We start from the raw sequence: 20155 nt of genomic DNA on the forward strand, positions 1-20155 counted from the left end.
CACCTTTTTCTTTTTTTTTCCCATGAATCCGGCAGCTAGGCGCATTGAACAAGAACGCACAATTGTGATATGCTCTGTGCGGAAATACCCTGGGGGGGGAATGTCCGAGACAGACATCCTGATCATTGACGGCGACGTCGGCTACACCGCCAAACTGTGCGAAGATCTCGCCAGACATGGCGTGTCCGCCGTCTGTTGCAACTCCCTTGCCCGGGCCATGGGAATGTTGCACACCGGAAACTATCGGGTGGTCCTGCTCGGCGACGACCTTCCAGACAAGGGGATAGACGCCCTGGCGGCCATTCGCGAAATCCCGTCCTTTCCCGAAGTCATCCTCGTCTCACGCAACAGGGACCCGGACGTGGCGGAACGATGTATTCGCGAAGGCGCTTGGGACTATCTGCTCAAGCCGCCCAACATCCAGCGCTTGTTTGTGCTTGTCGATCGCATAGGAGACTATTGGAGAAAGAGGTCTTCGACCCGTCCGCCCGTGGCGCTGCGCAGGGGAGGCATTGTGGGCAGCAGCCGGATGCTGCAGCTCGCACTTGACAACGTGGCCGTGGCCGCCGCCAACGAAAGCAACGTCATGCTCATTGGCGAAACAGGCACGGGCAAGGAATTGTTCGCACGGGCCGTCCACGAAAACAGCCCGCGCCGGAAGAAATCGTTTGTGGTGGTGGACTGTGCGGCCCTGCCCGACACCCTGGCCGAAAGCCTGCTTTTCGGTCATGAACGCGGGGCGTTCACCAGCGCCGACAGCCAGACCATCGGCCTGATCAGGCAGGCGGACGGCGGTACGCTGTTCCTTGACGAGGTGGGAGAACTGCCGCTGCCCATTCAGCGGGTATTCCTGCGCGTGCTGGAAAGCCGGACATTCAGGCCCGTGGGGGCAACCACCGAGGTGATGAGCGACTTCAGGCTGGTTTCCGCCACCAATCGCGACCTGGAGGCAATGGTGGAAAGTGGTGACTTCAGACGCGATCTCTTTTACCGTCTGCACGGCTCCCACATCCAGTTGCCGTCTCTGCGGGAAATCTCCGAAGACATCAACGAAATGACCTGTCACTTTATCAGGCGTCATTGCCAGCGGCTCAACCTGGAGAACAAGGGCTTCTCTCCCGATTTTCTGGCAGCGCTCCTTGATTACGACTGGCCCGGAAACATCCGCGAGATGATAAATACCGTCGAACAGGCCATCGCCCAGGCCGGGTCGGAGAGCATCCTCTACCCTCGCCATCTGCCTCGAAGGCTCCGCTCGCGAGTGGTCAGGCGCACGTTGGGCGGCGAGCCAGCCCCCGCCGAGAGCAAGCACCAGGATTTCTGCCACGACGCCTCCCCCCTGCCCTCCCTAAAGAGCTATCGCGCCATCCAGACCGCCCTCATCGAACAGGACTACCTTAACCGGCTGATGGATCAGACCGGCGGCGACATTCGCCGGGCCTGCGAGGTTTCCGGGCTTTCCCGCGCCCGCCTTTATTCCCTGATCAAACAGCACGGAATCGAAAGAGGCTGACCGATACCACCGGCCAAAACAGCCAAGGACACGCCTTGCGGGGCAGGCAGGACGAAACATTGTCCGGATGATGCGGGAGGACGGGACGGAGCGAGACTATTCCGCGGCCGCTTCGGCCTCGTCCATCTTCTTGAGCTTGCGCCAGAGCCCGGCGCGGCTGATGCCGAGAACCTTGGCCGCTTCGAGCTTGTTGTGCCCCACTGCGGCCATAACCCGTCGGATGTGCTCCTCTTCGATCTCGGCCAGGGTAGGCAGGCGTTCGCCATGCGGACGGCCCGGAGCCGTTTTCGCGGGAGAAACCCCGGATTTCTGAAAACGCCTGGGCAGATCCTCACGGCGGATCAACCCTTCGCGCCGGACAATGACTCCTCGTTCAACGATGCTTTCCAGCTCGCGGACGTTGCCGGGATAGGGATAGTCCATGAGCAGATCCAAGACCTCGGTGTCGAACCCGTCAACTTTCATGTCAAATGACTGGTTGTAACAGGCCAGAAAGTAGTTGCACAGCGGGGGTATGTCATCGCGCCGTTCCCGCAAGGGAGGCACATGCAGGGTAAAGACGTTGAGCCGGTAGTAGAAATCCTCGCGAAACTGGCCTGCGCGGATCTTGGCCTTGAGATCCTGGTTGGAGGTGGCCATGATGCGCACGTCCACATGCACCTCCTGCCCCCCGCCCACGCGGTGGATGGTGCGGTCTTGCAACATGCGCAGCAGCTGGCTTTGCATGGGCAGGGGAGTGTCTCCCACCTCGTCGAAGAGAATGGTGCCCCCGGAGGCGGCCTCAAACAGGCCGGTGCTGCCCCGGCCGCCACCCGCCTCGGGCTCCTGGCCGAACAACTCCCTTGAGAGCAGGTCGTGGGAGAACGAGCCGCAGTTCACAGCAAGAAACCGGCCCCGCGTACGCGAACTCTTGCGGTGGATGGTGCGTGACAGCAACTCCTTGCCAGTGCCCGTCTCACCCAGGAGCAGCACGGTGCAGTCCAGAGCCGCCACCATGTCCACGTCGCGCTTGAGCTGCTGCATGGCCTTGGTCTGGCCGATGATGCTGCGTTCCTCGCCGGGCCTGTCCATGCCTGCACCCGGAACTACGGTGGACTCCGCCGCCGGCTCTTCCTTCAGGCTCTCCAGGCGTTCCCATAGCCGCGACATATTCTGCTTCTCAAAGTACTCGGTGTGCTGATCCTGGGCCGCCTGACGCAGGGTATTTCCGCCAAAGCCCGTGAGCAGGGCGGTGCGCATCCCCGGTCGCATTTCATGGAGTCTGGCGATGGTTTCCAGACCATCCATATCCGGCATACGCATATCCACCACAGCCAGGGCGGGTTCCTTTGTGGCGGCCAGCCTCAAGGCTTCGGCGCCGCTTGATACGGCGACAACGTCGAAGCCGCGGCTCTCCATGCGTTGTACCAGGGTATCCCGGAAGCTTTCGTCGTCGTCTACGAGAAGGATAATGCGTCTGCTCATGGTGTTTCGGAGCTCTCTGCTCAAAGAACCGGCATGTGAGGGTTGAAAGGAGTGCGGGAGGTGCTCATTGAGCGAAACACCCCCCGCGTCCCGTTGGGTTTGCATGGTCTTGTGCCATCAAGGCGCTGTTCTCTCGACTCGCTCCCCATGGCTTGAGAATGCTATTTGCGACTACTCTTGTCGATAGCCTCGGCGTTGTCCAGGTCGCCGCCCGTCGCCATGCCCGCCGCGGCCATGGCGTCTTCGATACGCCGGGGCACGCGCTTGAGAAACGCCCAGAAGCTGCCCATGCTCTGCTTCTCGAAGTATTCGGTATTCAGAGCCATGGTTGCCTCGCGCAGCTTATCACTGCCAAAAGCCGTGAGCAGCATGGTTTGCATCCCCGGCTGCTCGCGCTTGAGCCGGGTGATCAGATCCAGGCCGTCCATATCGCCGAGCTTGAGGTCCACCACGGCGAAATCGATTTTCTCCCTGGCTGCGATCTCGAGGGCTTCGGCACCGCTGCTGGCCGTGAACACCTCGAAGCCCTTGAGTAACACGCGCTGCGCCACGGTGTCCAGAAAGGCTTCCTCGTCATCTACCACCAGGAATGCGGGACGCCTGGAAAAACCGGCCAGGAAGGCCCAGAAGCCGCTCATGTCCTGCTTCTCGAAATAGGCGGTGTTCAGAGCGTCGCTGGCCTCGCGCAACTTGTCGCTGCCGTAGCCCGTGAGCAGGAGAGTCTCCAGTCCGGGCTTGTCCCTCTTCAGCCGGGTGATAACGTCGAGCCCGTCCATGTCCGGCAGCTTGAGATCAATCACGGCCAGATCAATGTCGTTTTCCGCGGCCAGCCTGACGGCTTCGGCCCCGGTCGCTGCCTCCAGGGTGTTGAAGCCCTTGAGCCTCACGCGTTCGGCCAGGGTTTCCAGAAATTCTGCCTTGTCGTCCACGAGAAGGACGGTTATTTTCTTGTCACTCATGGGAAACTCCTTGTGTTTCGCTGTGGACGGTTCCTAGTGTCCACCGCTGCCGAATATGCCCGAGGCCGCCAGAGACAATACCACCACTTCGGCCACGCATATGCCGAAATAGGTCCAATCCTTGCGCCGCACGAAACCTGGCAGCAGCACGAGGTAGCAGACGATGGTCAGCAGGGCCAGCAGGGCCATGCCCAGGAAGTTGAGATAATCCCCTTTTCCGAGGAGCGCCACCCAGCCCCAACCGCGAGGGGCGTTGGTCACCTGGATGAATTGCTGCACGTTGAGGTGCCAGTTGCGGACAACCATTTCCAGCTCGATATGTGCACCAATGATGCCGGTCACATAAAGAATGTAAGTGACAACCATGACCAGAATCCCCAGATAGGCACCCATGCCGAGGATGTTTGCGTAGATGATCTGCTCCGGCATTGGCCGGATATCGGGATCGGTGTGCTGACTCATACCGTTTTCTCCTTGATTTGCGCTCAGTTCGTCCGGCTTGCCGACTTTCTAACCGAGCAGTCCGATGTGCAATCCCTTGTCGATGGCCTTGAGCCCCGCAAAGAGAAGGACCACAATCACCATGTAGCGGATGAATTTGGGCTTGGCTATGCTGAGCAGCCTCACGCCCACAAAGGAGCCGAGCATCAACCCGATGATGGAGGGAATGGCCATCAGCGGAATGACGCAACCCTGATTGATGTAGATCCAGGCGGCCGAGGTGTCGGTGATGGAAAGGAGGAACTTGCTGGTGGCCACGGATATTTTCAGCGGTGCGCCCATCATCAGGTTGAACACCGGCACGTTGGCCCAGCCGGCACCCAGGCCGAACATGCCCGCCAGTATGCCGATGAGGATGAAAGTAATCAGGGCCTGGGGGGTGCGGTGGGTTTTCCAGGAGACTTTCTGGTTCATGGATTCGTCAAAGTAGGTGCCGCCTATGCCAAAGGCCATGCCTAGAGCGTCTTGCTTTTTGATGTCCGGTATGGCCGAATTTTTGCTCATGAGCAACAGAACCGCTATGCCGACAATGGTGGTACCCAGGCAGATCTGGAGGATGTCGGGGTTGAGCTGGGAAAGGTGCAGGCCGAGAACGGCCCCGCCGATGGAGCTGGCCGAGGCGATGAGGGCCATGGGAAGCGCCATGCGCAGACTGGCCAGATTGCGTCGCAGCAACCCCGGCCCGGCGGCCAGGGCTCCGGCCAGGGCGACCATCAGGCCCGCACCGCGCACAAAGTCGAGATGAAAAGGGAAAAAGCCGCTGACCAGAGGGACATAGAGAACGCCCCCCCCCACTCCCGCCAGCACGGCGATGATGCCCAGGACAAAACAGAACACCAGCAGCACCAGGGGCCAGAACCACCAGGGCTGTGTGTCCATGGCGGCCACCGCGGCCCCTTCGGCGGCCCCGGCGGCCGCCGCCGGGTCGGACATGAGGAAGACAAGGAGTGTGAGCGAGACCAGGGTGCCCGCTGTTGCCCAGGCAATGGGTGGCAATGTGAAGTTGAATCCGCGCATGCTGAAACCTCTTGCTGTGATTTTTTGAAACAAGGGCATTTACAAACGAAACAGTTTGTGCTTAGTTGGCAACGGCATTTGTGTCAATACTTTTATCTTTGTCAAAAATTGAAACATGCGAATCCTTCTTGTTGACGATGAGGTCGGGTTTGTGGAGGCCCTTGCGGAACGGCTGCTCCTGCGAGGGTTCCGCCCTGTGGTCGCTCTCGACGCGACCCAGGCGCTGCGCACCCTGGAGGCGGAGTCTTTCGACGCCATGGTTCTGGATCTGCGTCTGCCGGACGCAAACGGTGCAGAGGTGCTGCGCCATGCCAGGAGACATTGCCCGGCCATGTCCGTGCATGTGCTCACCGGCCACGGCACGGACCTGGATCGCGAGCTGTGTCTCGGCCTGGGAGCTGTTTCATTTATCAACAAACCGATCGGTGTGGAAAAGCTCGCCCTGCTCTTGCGTGGCGAAGAGGAGGCGGTATGAGCGCAATGCGGCGGCGTCTGGTTGCCTGCCTGGTGCCCAAATTCCTGAAACCGCACAACAGCTCGCTGGTCAGACAGGGGTTTCTCGATTATCGGTCGCTGTGGCTGCTCGCCATTGCGCTGCTTGCCGTGGTGTCGCTGCTGCCGCTTTGCACTCTCACGGCCATAGACTACGCCCTGACAGGGCAGGTGGCGCGTTCGGAACAGGTGCTGCGAACCGTACGCACCGCGTCCAACGCCCGACGCACCGTGACCTATTTTCTGGATGAGCGGCGCTCGGTGCTGGAATTCACCCTGCGCGAGGAGACCTTCGACCTGATGAAAGACCCCGAGCATCTGGCCCAGGTGCTCAGAAACATGCGCGCCGGTTTCAACGGCATCGTGGACCTTGGGCTGCTCACCGAGGATGGCGTTCAGGTGTCCTATGCCGGCCCGTTCGACCTTCAGGACCGCTCCTATAAGGATATGCCGTGGTTCAAAACAGCCATGGAGAAAGGGGCCTACATCAGCGACGTGTTTCTGGGGTTTCGCAACATCCCCCACGCCATTGTGGCAGTGCGCGGCGAGACCCGAACAGGACGCCCCTATCTGTTGCGGGCCACGCTGGACACCCTGGCCTTCTCCAACATGCTCGCCTCCCTTGAGGCGGGAAACAGCGGCGACGCCTTCATCATCAACGGGGGAGGCATACTCCAGACGCCGTCCAAGACCTATGGGGCCATCTCACAGGTGGCGGGCATTCCGGTGCCCGCATTCAGCGAGCGCACGGACCATTTCGTCACTACGGACAGCAGAGGGGTGGAGCTTCTGGTGGCCTATGCCTACATCAAGGCGTCGCCGTTTATCCTCTGCGTGGTCAAGCCCACCTCCGAGGCCATGGTCGGCTGGCTGCAGCCGCGAATGGACCTGCTCTGGCTCGCGGGAATCAGCCTGGTGGTCATTGTCACAGCCATCTATGTCATTTCCACCTACATGACCAACGCCATTTACGACTCCAACCTGCGTCAGGCCCAGGTCATGGAGCGCATGGAGCAGACGGGCCGGCTCGCCTCCATCGGCCGCCTGGCCGCAGGCGTGGCGCACGAAATCAACAACCCTCTGGCGGTCATTTCCGAGCGGGCCGGGCTCGTCCGCGACATGCTCACCCTGCCGGGACGCGAGGCAGACCCCGGGCTGGTGGACAACATAGACATCGTTCTGGAGTCCGTGGAGCGCTGCGGCCAGATCACCAAGCAGCTCCTCGGCTTTGCCTGCAAGATCGATCTGACCATCGAGAAACTGGACCTGGGCCGTGTGGTCCGCGGCGTACTCCGCTTTCTGGAAAAAGAGGCCGAGTACCGCAGCATAGACATTAATGTGGACATTCCGTCCGATCTGCCGCCTATTCATTCCGACCGAGGCAAACTGCAGCAGATCACCCTGAACCTCGTGACCAACGCGCTACAGGCCATGAAGTCCGGTGGGCGCATGGCCATAGCGGCAAACCTTGGCAAGGACCGGGATGTCATTTTGCGTTTTTCGGACACGGGTTGCGGCATTGCCCCAGAGCATCTGAGCCGCATTTTCGATCCCTTTTTCACCACCAAGGGCAACCACGAGGGCTCCGGCCTCGGTTTGTCCATAACCTATGGACTGGTCAGGAAACTCGGGGGGGCCATCTCCGTCGAAAGCGAGATAAACAAGGGCACGACGTTTTTCGTCTCCCTGCCCCTGAGAATGGAGGAGCAAGGTGTCGGCACTGAAGATACTGTTGGTTGACGATGAGGAAAAGTTTGTTTCGGCCCTGGCCCAGCGGCTTGCTCTGCGGGGCTTTGTGGCCGAATGGGCAGTGTCCGGCGCCGAGGCCCTGGCCAAGGCATCCCGCACCACGTTCGATCTGGCGATCCTGGACGTGAAAATGCCGCGCCTTGGGGGCGTGGATCTCAAGCGCGAGTTGAGCCGGATCATGCCGGGTACGCGGTTCATCTTTTTCACAGGACACGGCAGCGAGGACGAGTTCAAGGTCTGTTCGGCCGAGGCCTCCTGCTATCTGGTCAAGCCGATGCCCATCGACGAACTGGTGGTCAACATCCACCGGGTCATGGGCATTTCGCCCAAGGAGAATTGAACATGAACGCGACTCTGCGGATACCCTTTGAAACCCTGCACACCTTCGGACAGATGAACGTGCACCTGACCCATGAGTTGCAAAACGTCATGGCCACCATCTCCGAGACCTCGGGCCTGCTTGAGGATCTCGCGGCCTTCAGGACCTCGGGAGGCGGCGTGGACCCGGCCCGCCTCGAAAAGCTGCTGCGCCGCATCGGAGAGGAGGCCGGCCGAGGTCAGCGGCTCGTCAGCCGCATCAATTCCCTGGCCCACAGCACGGACGCCCCGGCCATCCGCCTGGACCTGGGCCGGGTGGTCCGGTTCATGGCCGAGGTTTCCAGCTGTTTTCCCAAGTCCCGCACCATACGCCTGGACATCTGCGACCGATGCGTGGCCCTGGATGCGGCCCCTTACACCGTGCAGCAGTTGCTCTACGGGTGCTTGCAGGCGGCCTTCCGTGGACTTGCGCCGGACCAGGAGGTGGCCTTGAGCCTGCGCATGGAGGGTAACATCTGCGTCCTGCGCCTCTCCGGCCTGGCGAAGCTTGCTGCGGCGGACCAGGAGGAACCTTTTCCCGACCGCCCCACGGCCCTGGCCGCCGAGGCGCTGGACGCGACCCTCGGCCTGGACCGCGACGCGGGCATCCTGACCCTGCACCTGCAATGCGTGACCGGCGGAGACTAACATATCCCGCAGCCCCCGAAACGGTCACTGACGCCGCATCGGGACGCCTGAAACGCGCAACTCGGGAGGTGCTACAATGGACGATTCCATACTTCCAAACCAGCGGACCGACGCGCCCCTGGACATCCTGTTGGTGGACGACGAGACGGGCTTTCGCGAAAGCGTGGCCCAGCGCCTCCAACTGCGAGGCATTTCGCCCAGGACAGCCGGTTCGGGCGAAGAATGCCTCGAGATCATGGCCAGCCAGCCAGCCCCGGTGTTGGTTCTGGATGTCCGGCTCCCGGGCATGAACGGCCTTGAGACCCTCAGGCGCCTCAAGGACGGGTATCCCGATGCCGAGGTGGTGCTCATCACCGGCCACGCCACAACCTCCGACGGAGTGCAGGGCATGAAGGACGGGGCCTTCGACTACCTGATCAAACCTGTGGAAATCGACCAGCTGGCCCGGAAGGTACGGCAGGCCCACGACACCGTCATCCGGCGTGAGGAGCGCCGCCGCGAGGCGGCCTTCCGCACCCAGGTGGCGCAGCGCATGGCCGAGACCGAACGGCTGGCCTCCCTGGGTACTCTGGCGGCCGGGGTGGCTCACGAGATCAACAACCCGGTGGCCATCATGATCCAGGAAGCCGAATGGCTCATGGATCTGCTGCAAGACGACGACCAAGGCCGGATCAATCCCGCGGAACTGCGCCAATCCCTCCAGATTATCCAGACTCAGGGGAACCGATGCCGGGAAATCACCCACAACCTGCTCCACTTCGCCCGCAAGGCCGAGACCCGGCGGCAATCCATGAGCCTCAACGCCATGGTCATGGAGCTTCGCGAAATCATGGAGCGTCAGGCCGCGAAGCACCATATCATCCTCGAAATCAGGCTGGCCCCGAACCTGCCCGAACTCGTGGCGTCCCCTTCAGAAATCCAGCAGATACTCCTCAACCTCGTCAACAACGCCATTTCGGCCATGGAGGACAAGGGCGGACGCATCCAGATCGCCACGGCCGTGGAAGTTCGCGCCGACATAGGCAAAACGCTTCTGCTCCGGGTGGAAGACACCGGACCCGGTATTGCCGAAGCCGACATCTCCAGGATATTCGACCCCTTTTTCACCACCAAACCTGTGGGCAAGGGCACGGGGCTTGGCCTGTCCGTCTGCTACGGCATCGTCGCCAGGATGGGGGGCGATATCTCGGTGCAAAGCGCCCCGGACCAGGGCGCCGCCTTTTCGGTCCACCTGCCCTTGCAAGCGCCTGGCATCACACCGCAGGCGCGGCCCGACCCATCGTGACAGGCACTCCGGCCACCCTTGGCCGGGAAGCGAAATGCCTTGCTGCAAGGCGTTTGTACCAGGAGAGGATACCATGAGCGAGATACGCGTAATGCTGGTGGATGACGAGCCCGCCTTTCTGAACACTCTCAAGAAACGGTTGGTTCACCGGAAGTTTTCCGTATCCACAGCCCAGTGCGGAGAGGAGTGTCTGGCCCTGCTGAAGCAGGCCCCTGTGGATGTGGTTATTCTGGATGTCAAGATGCCTGTCATGGACGGCATCGAGGTCCTGGGAGAGATCGTCCGGCGCATGCCACGCGTCGCCGTAGTGCTGCTCACGGGCCACGCCGACTCGGCCACAGCCGTGGGCGGCATTGAGGGGGGGGCCTTCGACTACCTGCTCAAGCCCGTGGCCATCGACGATCTCGTCAACGCCATCCAAGGGGCATACGAATCAAAACAGCTTGGGGGCTCCTCCGGCTCCAAGGCATCGAAACGGGATTGAAATACGCCGCCAGGGAGAGCATAGGGGCTGGTTCGCGAAGAAATCCCGACCGCAAAAGATTTCCTTGCCGACGGGGCTGGTTGGCGAAGTCGAAAAACTCGGTCAGCGCTTTCGCTTCCGGTCCAAAGAGTTCCAGCTGCTGCCGGCCACCAGCGACCATGTCCTGGCAGTCATGACCGAACCGGATTCCGCCCTGAAAAACAGCCAGCGCGACTTTATCAAGGCGCGGCTTCGAACCCTGGGCTACCTGATCATGCCCTCCCGCAGGCATACGCCGAAAATTGGCCCCGCCATGGCCGTCTCCCCAAAATCCCATATCAAACCAAAAGAATATCACGCCTTCGAAAACCGGAGAAGGGAAGCCGCATACGCACCGCAACAAGGGAACCCACTTCTGATCAACGGGCTGGGTGCTGTACGGTGAGAGTCTTATCTCTATGCAACAGAACGAAGCATAATGAGCGCACGACGCCTGTTACCTGTCATGGCGCAGTCAGTATGCGGGTTTGATGCCATTTTATTCCAATATTCAAAGGCTCTCAATCCCTTTACACTTCCCGACTGTCACCCACGAAAAAGGGGCTTGCGACATTCATCGCAAGCCCTTGAAATCTGGCGGAGAAGGAGGGATTTGAACCCTCGATACGGCTCTACACCGTATACACGCTTAGCAGGCGTGCGCCTTCAGCCAACTCGGCCACTTCTCCTGTTTCGAATCCTGGCCGCAGCCGCGGCCGGGTCGAGGTAGAAGGCTCTACCCTTTTCCTGCGGACCTTGTCAACACGCCGGTCCTATTTCTCTTTCTTGTCCCGCTCAGCACGGTGGCGTTTGCTCTTGAGAGCCTTGTATTTGTCCTCGTGGCGGCGCGTCTTGGCCCCGCCGATGCGCTCGCGGCCAGGCCCGCGTTTGCCCAGGGCAGAAATACCCCTGCTCTTCTCCCATTCCTTTTTGTCATGGCTGGACCGAAAGACGATGTTCACTGGCGCGGAAGTGATGCCCAGCAGCTTGCGGAACTGGTTCTCAAGATAGCGGGTGTAGGATTCCCGGACCAAGGTATGGTCATTGCAAAAGAAAACAAAGGTCGGGATGGGCTCGTCCGCCTGGGTCACATAGAAGAACTTGGGCCTGCGCCGCTTGACCACCGGGGGCTGGAGCTTTTCCACCACCTGGGCCAGGGCGCGATTGAGCGCCCCGGTGGTTATGCGGATTTCGCACTCACGACGCAGGGTCTCGGCCAGGGGAATGATCTTGCCGATACCGACGCCCTTGTGGGCCGAGGTCATGACCAGGGGCACATGCGGGATGATGCGCAGTTCCTCGCGAAACGCCTCCAGGGCCCGTCTGGTCTCGCCGCGAGGAATAAGGTCCGCCTTGTTGACCACCACCATGAAGGGCGTTTTCTCCTTGGCCAGAAACTCGATCAGCCGTTTGTCCTGTCGGCCCACGCCCAGGGTTATATCAATGACCAGGATGGTCACGTCCGAGCGTTTGGAATTCTTGAGGGCCCGGATGACGCTGATCTTTTCCAGGTGATCCTGAATGTTGGCGCGTCTGCGCACCCCGGCCGTGTCCACAAAGGTGTAGCGCTTGTCCTGGCGCTCGAAGGTCACGTCGATGGAGTCGCGGGTGGTGCCGGCCACGTCGCTGACGATGAGCCTGTCCGTGCCGATGATGCGGTTGATGAGGGAGGACTTGCCCGCATTGGGACGGCCGAGCATGGTCAGGCGCAAGCCCCGCTCCACGGTATCCTCCTCCCCGGCCGTGTCCATTCCCAGATCAAGAACGAAGCGGCGCACCCTCTCCCGCACTTCATGCAGATTATAGCCGTGGGCGGCGGAAACCGGCATCAAAGGCAGCCCCAGCCCATGGAACTCGGCCGTGCTCTGGGCCGCGAACTCGTGGCCGTCCACCTTGTTGACCAGAACCATGACCGGCTTGCCGCTGCGGCGTACGAACTCGGCGGCCTGCTCGTCCAGCGGCGTCAGTCCCTGCCTGCCGTCCACCACGAAGAGGATGGCATGGGCTTCAGTAATGGCCTCGCGGGCCTGCTCGAAAATCTCGTCCTCAAAGTCCTTGCTCAGTTCCGGCGTGGCCTCGGACTCGAGAACCATGCCGCCTGTATCCACCAGGTCGAACTTGACATCGCCCATCTGGCATTCGCCATAGATACGGTCGCGGGTCACGCCGGGCAGATCGTGGGTGATGGCCCGCGACTTGCGAAGCAGCCGGTTGAAAAGAGTGGATTTGCCAACATTGGGGCGTCCCACAAGGGCGACGATGGGCAGCATGGGCACAGACTCCAGGGATAATGTGACTGCGGGCCGGGACAGCGCGAAACCGGCACTTCCCGAACTCCCGCAATGGAAGAGTTCTTGCGGCAGACTGTTCAAAAATGTTCGAGTGCAAGGCGCGAAAAAAGGACAAGGCCGAAGCGTACTCCTGGTACGCGAGGATTTGACCTTTTTGAAGCAACGCAGCAATCGGACGTTTTTCAACAGCCTGCCAAGGGAAGCGCGGGCTTACCGTACCTTCAATCAAATGTCGAGTCCATTGTTCCCGGCATCTGACATTGTATAATCAATCCTTGGCAGCCATGCGCTCAATGACGGAGTTGAGCCGCGAGGCCATGGACGCCACCTCCTGGATGGCCTGGGAGGATTCCAGCATGACCTGCGAGGTCTCCAGGGAGATGCGGTTGATGTCGTCGGTGGCGCGGTTGATCTCCTCGCTGGTGGCCGACTGCTCTTCCGAGGCGGTGGCGATGGAACGCACCTGGTCGGCAGCGTTGTCCACCCGACCCACGATCTCCTTGAGCGCCCGGCCGGACTCGTTGGCCAGTTCGGTGCTGTGGGCCACAGCCTTTGCAGCACGATCAGTGGCGGCCACGTTGTCGCGAGTCATGGTCTGGATGCGCTCAATGGCACCGCCCACCTCGCTGGTGGCGGACATGGTCTTTTCGGCCAGCTTGCGCACTTCGTCGGCCACCACGGCGAACCCGCGTCCGGCCTCGCCGGCACGCGCCGCCTCAATGGCTGCGTTGAGAGCCAGCAGGTTGGTCTGGTCCGCGATGTCGGTGATCACTTCCAGGACGTTGCCGATGCCCGCCGCCTGCCGCCCGAGTTCCTCCATGGAGGTCTTGAGGCTCTCCGCCTGCCGCTGCACATCGGCCACGGCGGCGATGACCTGGCCCACGCTGGTCTCGCCCTGCTGCGCGTTCTCCTTGGCCCTATCCGCATCTTCCGCCGCGTTGCTGGCGCTCCTGGCCACCTCGAGCACGGTGGAGTTCATCTCCTCCATGGCCGTGGCCGTCTCGGCCACTCTGGCCTTCTGTTCGTCCGCGCCCCGGCTGGCCTGCTCGATCTGGGCCGAAAGCTCCTCGGCCGCACTGGAAAGGTACTGTGAAATCTCCTCGGCCTCCCTGGCGGCCTCGGCGATGCGTAGGTTCTGCTCCTCAATGAGCTTCTGCTGGCTGCGGATATCGGTCATGTCGATCCAGATGCCCAGCGAGCCGAGCATCACGCCGTCCATGTCGAAAAACGGCGTGGAGGTGCACATGATGTGGCGCATCCGCCCCGTACGGGTCTCGTACTCTATCTCGTTTGAAAGCTGGTTGCGCTCCTTGATGGCCCGGTCCGAGAGAGTCTCCCGGCCGGGCTCGTCGTAGAAGAACCGGCCGGGCGACATGCCGATGAAGCTGTCCGGCTCGCCGTCGCGACCCAGAAGGTCGCACATCTGACGGTTGACCCAAAGCAGCTTGTGGTCGGCTCCCACCAGGGCGCAGGGCAGGGTCAAGCCTTTGAGCACCCCCTCGGAAAAACCGAGCTTGGTCTTGAGCTCGGCCACCATGGCCTCGATCCGCCCAGCCAGCTCGCTGAACTCGAAGCGGTAGATTCCGTCCAGTTTGGCATGAAGATCACCGCCCGCCACCTTGGTGGCAAAGTCGAGAATCCCCTGCACCGGATGGGTGACAAGAAACCGGATAATGACTACCAGCACACCGGCCAGGAGCACGGCCACCACAGCGCCACCCACGGCCAGTGCATTGCGCTGGACCGTGGCCGGAGCGGCCATGTCCTCTTCATAGGCGCTCATGACCATGACCCAACCGTTTCTGGCCATGGTGTCGAAAACCATGTATTTTTCCCGACCTTCCCACTCGTATGTGGTGCTTCCGGCCTTGCGCGACAGGGCGGTGCGCACGAATTCGAAGTCATTCATCTCCTTGAGATAGAGATCCTTGTTCACAGCGTGGGCGATGATGCGTCCCTTGGCATCGAGCATGAAGCCGTAGCCGTTCTCGGCCACGCGGAAGGGATCGATGAACCGGCTGGTGAAGGTCTCCCAGTTGGGAAAGAGGCCAACGCCGCCGATGACCTTGCCGTCCGGGCCGTACACCGCGCAGGCCACAGCGAAGATGAGCAGGTTGCTATTGCCGCTCTTGGCGACAAGGATATCGCTTGAAAGATAATTCTTGTGACGGCCGCCGAGGATGACCTTGACGTATTCCCGTTCACTGCGGTCCGCGCCGGCCATGCTGTCGCCCAGGGCGTTGTATCCGGCCACTACCTTGCCATTGGCGTCAAAGGCAAAGGCAGCCCAGAAGCCCCGGGTGTTTTGGAGCAGTTCCCTGAACAACCCGTCGGCGCTGACCAGGTCGCGGCCCATGAGGGCGTCGCTGACCGACTGCTGCGAGGCAAGCATTCCCGCCATGCTCTCGGTCTGTTCCATGTAGGCGTCCAGCGCCGTCATGGACTGCTCGACCATATTGTGCATGGCCACGGATTCCTCTTTGAGCACCGTCTCGTAGGTATGGCTGCTCACCCACCAGACGCCCGCTCCCACCGCAGCAAGGATCACCACCGAAATCAGCGCGGCGATGACTGAATTGACACTACGTACCTGCATTGTTTTATCCTTTTCCCGCCAGAGTGATGGCGCTCCCCAACGCCGCGATGCTTCCAAGTCCTTAGAATTACAGAAACACGCAATTTTGTCAAATTTCTGTGAAGGGTACGGGGAAGCCGACGGCAAACGTCGTCGGCTGCGTGAGTTTCCATGTCAGAATCTGCAAAAGAGGAGGCGCCTGGGCGGCTCGATCAATGCTCGGCGAAGAGCTTGCGGATGGCCTCGGAATACGGGGGATAGAGCACCCCCTTTTCCGTTATGATGCCGGTAATAAGCTCGTTTGGCGTGGGGTCGAAGGCGAGGTTGTAGACCTCAACGCCCTCGGGCGGGATGCGGTGGTCGCCGATGTGCGTGACCTCACGCGGATCACGGTCCTCAATGGGCACATCGTCGCCGGTAGGGGTCTCGGGGTCGATGGTGTAGACCGGGGCAGCCACATAGAATGGAATGCCGAAGCGCTGGGCCATGATGGCCACGCCAAAGGTGCCGATCTTGTTGACCGCGTCGCCGTTAGCCGCGATGCGGTCAGCGCCCACCACCACCTTGTCCACCAACCCGCGCTTCATGAGCAGGGCGCAGGCGTTGTCGCAGGCCACCTTGACAGGGATGCCGTCCCGGTGGAGCTCATAGGCCGTCAGCCGCGCACCCTGAAGGAAGGGGCGCGTCTCGTTGGCAATGACAGACACCTTCTTGCCCTGATCCACGGCTCCGCGCACCACGCCCAACGCGGTGCCGTATCCGGCCGTGGCCAGCGCCCCGGCGTTGCAGTGGGTCATGATGGTGTCGCCGTCGTCCATCAATGCGCCGCCGAAGCGGCCGATGGCCTCGCACATGGCAATGTCGCCCTCGTGAATCTCCCGGGCCCGGGCCAGCCAGAGGGTCAGCAGCGCCTCCAGGCCCACGTCTCCGGCCTCGCTCCAGACGCGGCGCATCTCGCGCACAGCCCAGCGCAGGTTCACGGCAGTGGGCCGGGCGTTCTCGATCTGGTCGAGCTTCCCGTTCAGGTTCGCCGCCCAGTCGCCGCCCTGGCCCTGGACCTCGCGGCCCGCCAGATAGCAGCCGTAGGCCGCCGTGACGCCGATGGCCGGTGCGCCACGCACCACCATGACCACCAGGGCGAAGCAGATGTCTTCCGTGCTCCGGCACTCGAACCACTCCTCGCGGTTGGGCAGGTAGCGCTGGTCAAGCAGGATCAGACTGTCCTTGTCCGGGGAATACTGGATATGTTCCGTCATGGAGTAGCCTCCGTGCTGATGTGGTACGGGAAATCGTGTCTTGCCGCGTGATGGGGCAAGACTAGGAAAGCTTCTGTTGAATCAGCTTGGTCACCACGCCGGGATTGGCCTGTCCCTTGGAAAGGCGCATGACCTGCCCCATGAAGAAGCTCATGAGCTTGGTCTTGCCGCCCCTGTAGGCCTCGACCTCAGCCGGATTTTCGCTGATGACGCGATCCACCATGGCCTCCAGTTCTCCGGCATCGGACACCTGGGCCAACCCCCTGGCCCTGACATACTCGGCCGGGTCGTCGCCGCTGGCGCACAGGTCGCGGAAGCTGTCCTTGCCGATCTTGACCGAGATGGTGCCGTCGTCCACCAGGATAAGGAGCGCGGCCAGCTTCTCTGGCGTCAGCGGGCAATGGCCCGCCACGATTCCGGTCTCGCCGAGAAAGGGCAGCAGATCGCCCACCACCCAGTTGGCCACCTTTCTGGCTTCGCCGCAATAGGCCCGGACTGCGGCCTCGTAGTACTCGGCCACGGCCAGTTCACTGGTGAGCAGAGCGGCATCGTAGTCGGCCAGCCCGTATTCGGCCATGAAGCGCACCCGCTTGGCCGAAGGCAACTCGGGCAGTTCGCCCCGCCACTCTTCCACCCGGGACGCGTCCAGGACCAGCGGCACCAGATCCGGGTCCGGGAAATAACGGTAGTCGTGGGCCTCTTCCTTGCCGCGCATGGAGTGGGTGGTGCCCTTGTCCGCATTGTAGAGCCGGGTTTCCTGGATCACTTTTTCGCCGTCCTCGACCAGATCGATCTGGCGGGCCACCTCGTATTCGATGGCCTTTTGGACATGCTTGAAAGAATTGAGGTTCTTCAGCTCTGCGCGGGTGCCGAAGGCGTCCTGGCCCACGGGACGGATGGAGACGTTGGCATCGCAGCGGAAGCTGCCCTCCTCCATGTTGCCGTCGCAAATGTCGAGATACAGGAGGATGGAGCGCAGTTCCCTAAGGTAGGCCACAGCCTCCTCGGCCGAGCGCATGTCCGGCTCAGAGACAATCTCGATAAGCGGCACCCCGGCCCGATTGAGATCCACGAAGCTGGCGTTCTCGGCCGCGGAGTGGATATTCTTGCCCGCGTCCTCCTCCATGTGGATGCGGGTCAGCCCCACCTCCTTGCGCTTACCGTCCACCTCGATGACCACGCGACCATGCTCGCATATGGGCAGCTCGAACTGCGAAATCTGGTACCCCTTGGGCAGATCTGGATAAAAATAATTCTTGCGGGCAAACACGGACTTGAGGTTCACGGCGCAGCCGGTGGCCAGCCCCATCTTGGCCGCGAACTCCGGGACCCTGGCATTAAGCACGGGCAACACGCCGGGCATACCCGAGCACACGGCGCAGACGTTTTCGTTGGGTTCCTGGCCAAAGGTGGTGGAACAGGCGCAAAATATCTTGGTCCGGGTCTTGAGATGGGCGTGGACCTCAAGGCCGATGACGGTTTCGTACCGGGACATGCGAAGGCCTCCTTGCGGCCGCTAGCCGTTTTTTCCGTAGAGTTCCGGGTTGAGGCTCGGATCGTTGTACATCTTGAACTGGTAGTAGACCTTGGGCCGCTTGCTGCCCGCCGCATACTCGTCGATGAGTTCGAGAACAGCACCCTCCAGGTCCGCGTGTTGGCGTTTGAGCACTTCAAGTTTGGCCTGGCACTGGGCCACATGATCCGCGTCCACGCCGCGACGGGTGCACTGCTCTTTCATGTGATAGATCTTCAGCGCCTGGATGGAGAGCCGATCCAGTGCAGCGCCCACGGTCTCGGTGTTATAGCGCTCGGCCCCTTCGGACGGGAGCAACGGGCCAAGTACGCCGTTAAGACAGGCGTCCACGCGCTCGATGAGGTCGTTGCGCTTCTGGTTGAGCTTGTCGATGGCGAACTTGCATTTGGCGATGACCTCGGCGTCCACATCGGTGCGACGGGCGCGATCTTCCACATGCCAGAGCTGGAAATTGGTCCAGTGCTGACGGGCCACCAGCTCGCGAAAGCCTTGGATGCCCTCAACCTCTCCAGGCTCGCCCTCGTACACGGGTTCACCGAAGTGCCAATCGATGACGGAACGGATCTGGTGCGCCACGGCATCGCGCATGGCCCCCTTGACTGTGTCGAATGTAATCTCAGCCATTGATCAATGCTTCTTTGCTGATGAGGAGGTAGACGGTGGCCTCGGTCATGATGTTGTTGGCGATGGGCTCCACCTGATTACCCTCGCCGATATAGTAGTCGAGCCTGGGGCCGCGAATGGCAGTGCCCACATCCTGGGCCAGCCCGATGCCGGTAACGGTCCGCTTGCCCACGTTCCTGCCGTTCTCGGCCCTGGGAATCTCGGCCTCAAAGGCGAGGAGGCTGCCAAGTGGCAGGAGCTCCCGGTCTGTAGCCAGCGAAACCATCGGCGTCAACGGCTTTCCCATGGCTCCTTCGGGCGGCGAATCCTCCATGCGGAAGAAGACATAGCTGCGGTTCTCGGCCATCAGCTGAAACATCTGCTCAGGATGCTTGACGAAATACTCCTTTACATGGGCCTTGGAAAGCCGTCCCCTGGGGAGCAGCCCCCTGGCGTGCAGGATGAGGCCGAGACTTCTGAACTCATGACCATTCTTGGCTCCATAGAGCACGTTGCGGGTGGTGCCGTCGGGCAGCAGCAACCGCCCCGCCCCTTCCACCTGCATATAAAACACGTCGATGGGGTCTTTGGCCCAGGCGATCTCCAGCCCGCGCCCGGCCAGAACGCCGCGCACGTCCACAGCGCCCCGGTCGTGATAGGGAAGCACCCGCCCCCGCTCCACCCGATAGACCGCCCTTCTTCCGCGCACCAGCCCGGTGCGCAGGTCGTCGGGCACACCGTAGATGGGGAATTCGTACCCGGGCATTCTGGTCAGGCTGGCCGGAATCTCCGGGGTGAAATAGCCTGTCATCAACGGTTTCTGGCGCATGCCGAACCAGACAAACCGGCTGGCCAGCAGATGCGGATCATCGTCCAGATACGGCAGCAGCTCAAGAAATTCCTCCAGGCTGCGCACCACCTGTCCCCAGGTCAGGGCCATGCCGGGCCGGGTCAGGGCGAGCCTGTCCCGAGGCATGTTCATGGCATATTCCAGGCTGCGCTGCACCGGCCCGGCAAGCTCCGCCCAAGAGGAAAGCCCCTGACTGGAGAGATCGATGCGGGCGATGCTCTGCGCCCCCTCGGTGTTCGAAAGGGGAAAGAACAGATCGCAGGCAGGCAGATTGTGCAGATCGGCGAGGGGCCGGAGGGTCAAGGCGCCGGCAGAGCGCGACCGATGCAGGCCCACGTTGGCGACGGAGTCCGGCCCACCGTCGCAGGCCACGGTTCCATTGCCCTCGGCCTGATCAGCGGCCCGGCCCGCCCCGAAAAAAGGACCGCCCTTCACACAGGCGGCAAGGCCGACCGCCCACAGAAGCAGGAGGACAAGCCCGGCCGCCTTCAAGGCCGTTGCACCGCGCCAGAGTGTTGTCATATTCTGATTCGCACTTTGTCGTTCGCCCAGAGGGCGA

18 protein-coding genes and 1 tRNA gene are annotated in these 20155 nt (G+C 61.6%); 8 read left to right on the forward strand and 11 right to left on the reverse strand.

Annotated elements, in window-relative coordinates:
- Positions 1–100 precede the first annotated feature (100 nt).
- Positions 101–1513, forward strand: coding sequence for a sigma-54-dependent transcriptional regulator (locus GKC30_RS00055; RefSeq protein ID WP_155931384.1), 1413 nt, complete (start codon positions 101–103; stop codon positions 1511–1513).
- A gap of 96 nt (positions 1514–1609) precedes the next feature.
- Here GKC30_RS00055 and GKC30_RS00060 read toward each other — a convergent pair whose 3' ends face one another.
- The 4 genes from GKC30_RS00060 to GKC30_RS00075 all read right to left on the reverse strand — a co-directional run bounded on the left by GKC30_RS00060 (position 1610) and on the right by GKC30_RS00075 (position 5454).
- Positions 1610–2977: a sigma-54-dependent transcriptional regulator gene (locus GKC30_RS00060; protein WP_196772769.1), complete on the reverse strand. Its 1368-nt coding sequence runs from the start codon at positions 2975–2977 to the stop codon at positions 1610–1612.
- A gap of 161 nt (positions 2978–3138) precedes the next feature.
- Complete coding sequence (locus GKC30_RS00065; protein ID WP_155931386.1) at positions 3139–3936, reverse strand: response regulator; 798 nt, start codon at positions 3934–3936, stop codon at positions 3139–3141.
- A gap of 33 nt (positions 3937–3969) precedes the next feature.
- Positions 3970–4398: a DUF1634 domain-containing protein gene (locus GKC30_RS00070; protein ID WP_155931387.1), complete on the reverse strand. Its 429-nt coding sequence runs from the start codon at positions 4396–4398 to the stop codon at positions 3970–3972.
- A gap of 48 nt (positions 4399–4446) precedes the next feature.
- Positions 4447–5454 (reverse strand): sulfite exporter TauE/SafE family protein, encoded by a 1008-nt coding sequence (locus GKC30_RS00075; RefSeq protein ID WP_437179094.1) that lies wholly within the window; start codon positions 5452–5454, stop codon positions 4447–4449.
- Positions 5455–5569: 115 nt separating this feature from the next.
- Between GKC30_RS00075 and GKC30_RS00080 the strand changes: the two genes are divergently transcribed.
- The 7 genes from GKC30_RS00080 (at position 5570) to GKC30_RS00110 (ending at position 10893) form a co-directional block, all read left to right on the forward strand.
- Positions 5570–5929: a response regulator gene (locus tag GKC30_RS00080; protein ID WP_155931388.1), complete on the forward strand. Its 360-nt coding sequence runs from the start codon at positions 5570–5572 to the stop codon at positions 5927–5929.
- The gene (locus GKC30_RS00085; RefSeq protein WP_155931389.1) at positions 5926–7686 is read left to right on the forward strand and encodes a sensor histidine kinase; all 1761 of its coding nucleotides are present in this window, start codon (positions 5926–5928) and stop codon (positions 7684–7686) included. The genes GKC30_RS00080 and GKC30_RS00085 overlap by 4 nt, the downstream gene beginning before the upstream one ends.
- Positions 7658–8035 carry a response regulator gene (locus tag GKC30_RS00090; RefSeq protein WP_367613888.1) on the forward strand — a complete coding sequence of 126 codons (378 nt, stop codon included), beginning with the start codon at positions 7658–7660 and terminating at the stop codon, positions 8033–8035. Before GKC30_RS00085 ends, GKC30_RS00090 begins: the two co-directional genes overlap by 29 nt.
- Before the next feature lie 2 nt (positions 8036–8037).
- On the forward strand, positions 8038–8700 hold the full coding sequence (locus GKC30_RS00095; RefSeq protein WP_155931390.1) for a nitrogen regulation protein NR(II): 663 nt from the start codon (positions 8038–8040) through the stop codon (positions 8698–8700).
- A 76-nt stretch (positions 8701–8776) separates the two neighbouring features.
- Positions 8777–9985 carry a hybrid sensor histidine kinase/response regulator gene (locus GKC30_RS00100; RefSeq protein ID WP_155931391.1) on the forward strand — a complete coding sequence of 403 codons (1209 nt, stop codon included), beginning with the start codon at positions 8777–8779 and terminating at the stop codon, positions 9983–9985.
- A gap of 73 nt (positions 9986–10058) precedes the next feature.
- Positions 10059–10469: a response regulator gene (locus tag GKC30_RS00105; protein ID WP_155931392.1), complete on the forward strand. Its 411-nt coding sequence runs from the start codon at positions 10059–10061 to the stop codon at positions 10467–10469.
- A 64-nt stretch (positions 10470–10533) separates the two neighbouring features.
- Positions 10534–10893, forward strand: coding sequence for a hypothetical protein (locus tag GKC30_RS00110; protein WP_155931393.1), 360 nt, complete (start codon positions 10534–10536; stop codon positions 10891–10893).
- Positions 10894–11082: 189 nt separating this feature from the next.
- Here GKC30_RS00110 and GKC30_RS00115 read toward each other — a convergent pair.
- The 7 genes from GKC30_RS00115 to GKC30_RS00145 form a co-directional block, all read right to left on the reverse strand.
- Positions 11083–11176, reverse strand: a tRNA-Ser gene (locus GKC30_RS00115).
- A gap of 84 nt (positions 11177–11260) precedes the next feature.
- On the reverse strand, positions 11261–12757 hold the full coding sequence (der, locus tag GKC30_RS00120) for a ribosome biogenesis GTPase Der (RefSeq protein WP_155931394.1): 1497 nt from the start codon (positions 12755–12757) through the stop codon (positions 11261–11263).
- Between the two features lie 289 nt (positions 12758–13046).
- A complete protein-coding gene (locus GKC30_RS00125; protein WP_155931395.1) occupies positions 13047–15374 on the reverse strand; it encodes a methyl-accepting chemotaxis protein in 2328 nt (775 codons plus the stop codon).
- Between the two features lie 191 nt (positions 15375–15565).
- Complete coding sequence (gene mtnA / locus GKC30_RS00130) at positions 15566–16609, reverse strand: S-methyl-5-thioribose-1-phosphate isomerase (protein ID WP_155931396.1); 1044 nt, start codon at positions 16607–16609, stop codon at positions 15566–15568.
- A gap of 61 nt (positions 16610–16670) precedes the next feature.
- The gene (gene gatB, locus GKC30_RS00135; protein WP_155931397.1) at positions 16671–18104 is read right to left on the reverse strand and encodes an Asp-tRNA(Asn)/Glu-tRNA(Gln) amidotransferase subunit GatB; all 1434 of its coding nucleotides are present in this window, start codon (positions 18102–18104) and stop codon (positions 16671–16673) included.
- A gap of 21 nt (positions 18105–18125) precedes the next feature.
- The gene (locus GKC30_RS00140) at positions 18126–18767 is read right to left on the reverse strand and encodes a DUF4254 domain-containing protein (RefSeq protein ID WP_155931398.1); all 642 of its coding nucleotides are present in this window, start codon (positions 18765–18767) and stop codon (positions 18126–18128) included.
- Complete coding sequence (locus GKC30_RS00145; RefSeq protein ID WP_155931399.1) at positions 18760–20118, reverse strand: MltA domain-containing protein; 1359 nt, start codon at positions 20116–20118, stop codon at positions 18760–18762. The genes GKC30_RS00140 and GKC30_RS00145 overlap by 8 nt, the downstream gene beginning before the upstream one ends.
- Positions 20119–20155: the final 37 nt, after the last annotated feature.

Origin of the sequence: Pseudodesulfovibrio alkaliphilus (assembly GCF_009729555.1) — a bacterium.
Taxonomy (GTDB): domain Bacteria; phylum Desulfobacterota; class Desulfovibrionia; order Desulfovibrionales; family Desulfovibrionaceae; genus Pseudodesulfovibrio; species Pseudodesulfovibrio alkaliphilus.

Coding starts and splice junctions, on each gene's coding strand:
- GKC30_RS00055 (WP_155931384.1), top strand. CDS start 101: ATGTCCGAGACAGACATCCTGATCATTGACGGCGACGTCGGCTACACC.
- GKC30_RS00060 (WP_196772769.1), bottom strand. CDS start 2,977: ATGAGCAGACGCATTATCCTTCTCGTAGACGACGACGAAAGCTTCCGG.
- GKC30_RS00065 (WP_155931386.1), bottom strand. CDS start 3,936: ATGAGTGACAAGAAAATAACCGTCCTTCTCGTGGACGACAAGGCAGAA.
- GKC30_RS00070 (WP_155931387.1), bottom strand. CDS start 4,398: ATGAGTCAGCACACCGATCCCGATATCCGGCCAATGCCGGAGCAGATC.
- GKC30_RS00075 (WP_437179094.1), bottom strand. CDS start 5,454: ATGCGCGGATTCAACTTCACATTGCCACCCATTGCCTGGGCAACAGCG.
- GKC30_RS00080 (WP_155931388.1), top strand. CDS start 5,570: ATGCGAATCCTTCTTGTTGACGATGAGGTCGGGTTTGTGGAGGCCCTT.
- GKC30_RS00085 (WP_155931389.1), top strand. CDS start 5,926: ATGAGCGCAATGCGGCGGCGTCTGGTTGCCTGCCTGGTGCCCAAATTC.
- GKC30_RS00095 (WP_155931390.1), top strand. CDS start 8,038: ATGAACGCGACTCTGCGGATACCCTTTGAAACCCTGCACACCTTCGGA.
- GKC30_RS00100 (WP_155931391.1), top strand. CDS start 8,777: ATGGACGATTCCATACTTCCAAACCAGCGGACCGACGCGCCCCTGGAC.
- GKC30_RS00105 (WP_155931392.1), top strand. CDS start 10,059: ATGAGCGAGATACGCGTAATGCTGGTGGATGACGAGCCCGCCTTTCTG.
- der (WP_155931394.1), bottom strand. CDS start 12,757: ATGCTGCCCATCGTCGCCCTTGTGGGACGCCCCAATGTTGGCAAATCC.
- GKC30_RS00125 (WP_155931395.1), bottom strand. CDS start 15,374: ATGCAGGTACGTAGTGTCAATTCAGTCATCGCCGCGCTGATTTCGGTG.
- mtnA (WP_155931396.1), bottom strand. CDS start 16,609: ATGACGGAACATATCCAGTATTCCCCGGACAAGGACAGTCTGATCCTG.
- gatB (WP_155931397.1), bottom strand. CDS start 18,104: ATGTCCCGGTACGAAACCGTCATCGGCCTTGAGGTCCACGCCCATCTC.
- GKC30_RS00140 (WP_155931398.1), bottom strand. CDS start 18,767: ATGGCTGAGATTACATTCGACACAGTCAAGGGGGCCATGCGCGATGCC.
- GKC30_RS00145 (WP_155931399.1), bottom strand. CDS start 20,118: ATGACAACACTCTGGCGCGGTGCAACGGCCTTGAAGGCGGCCGGGCTT.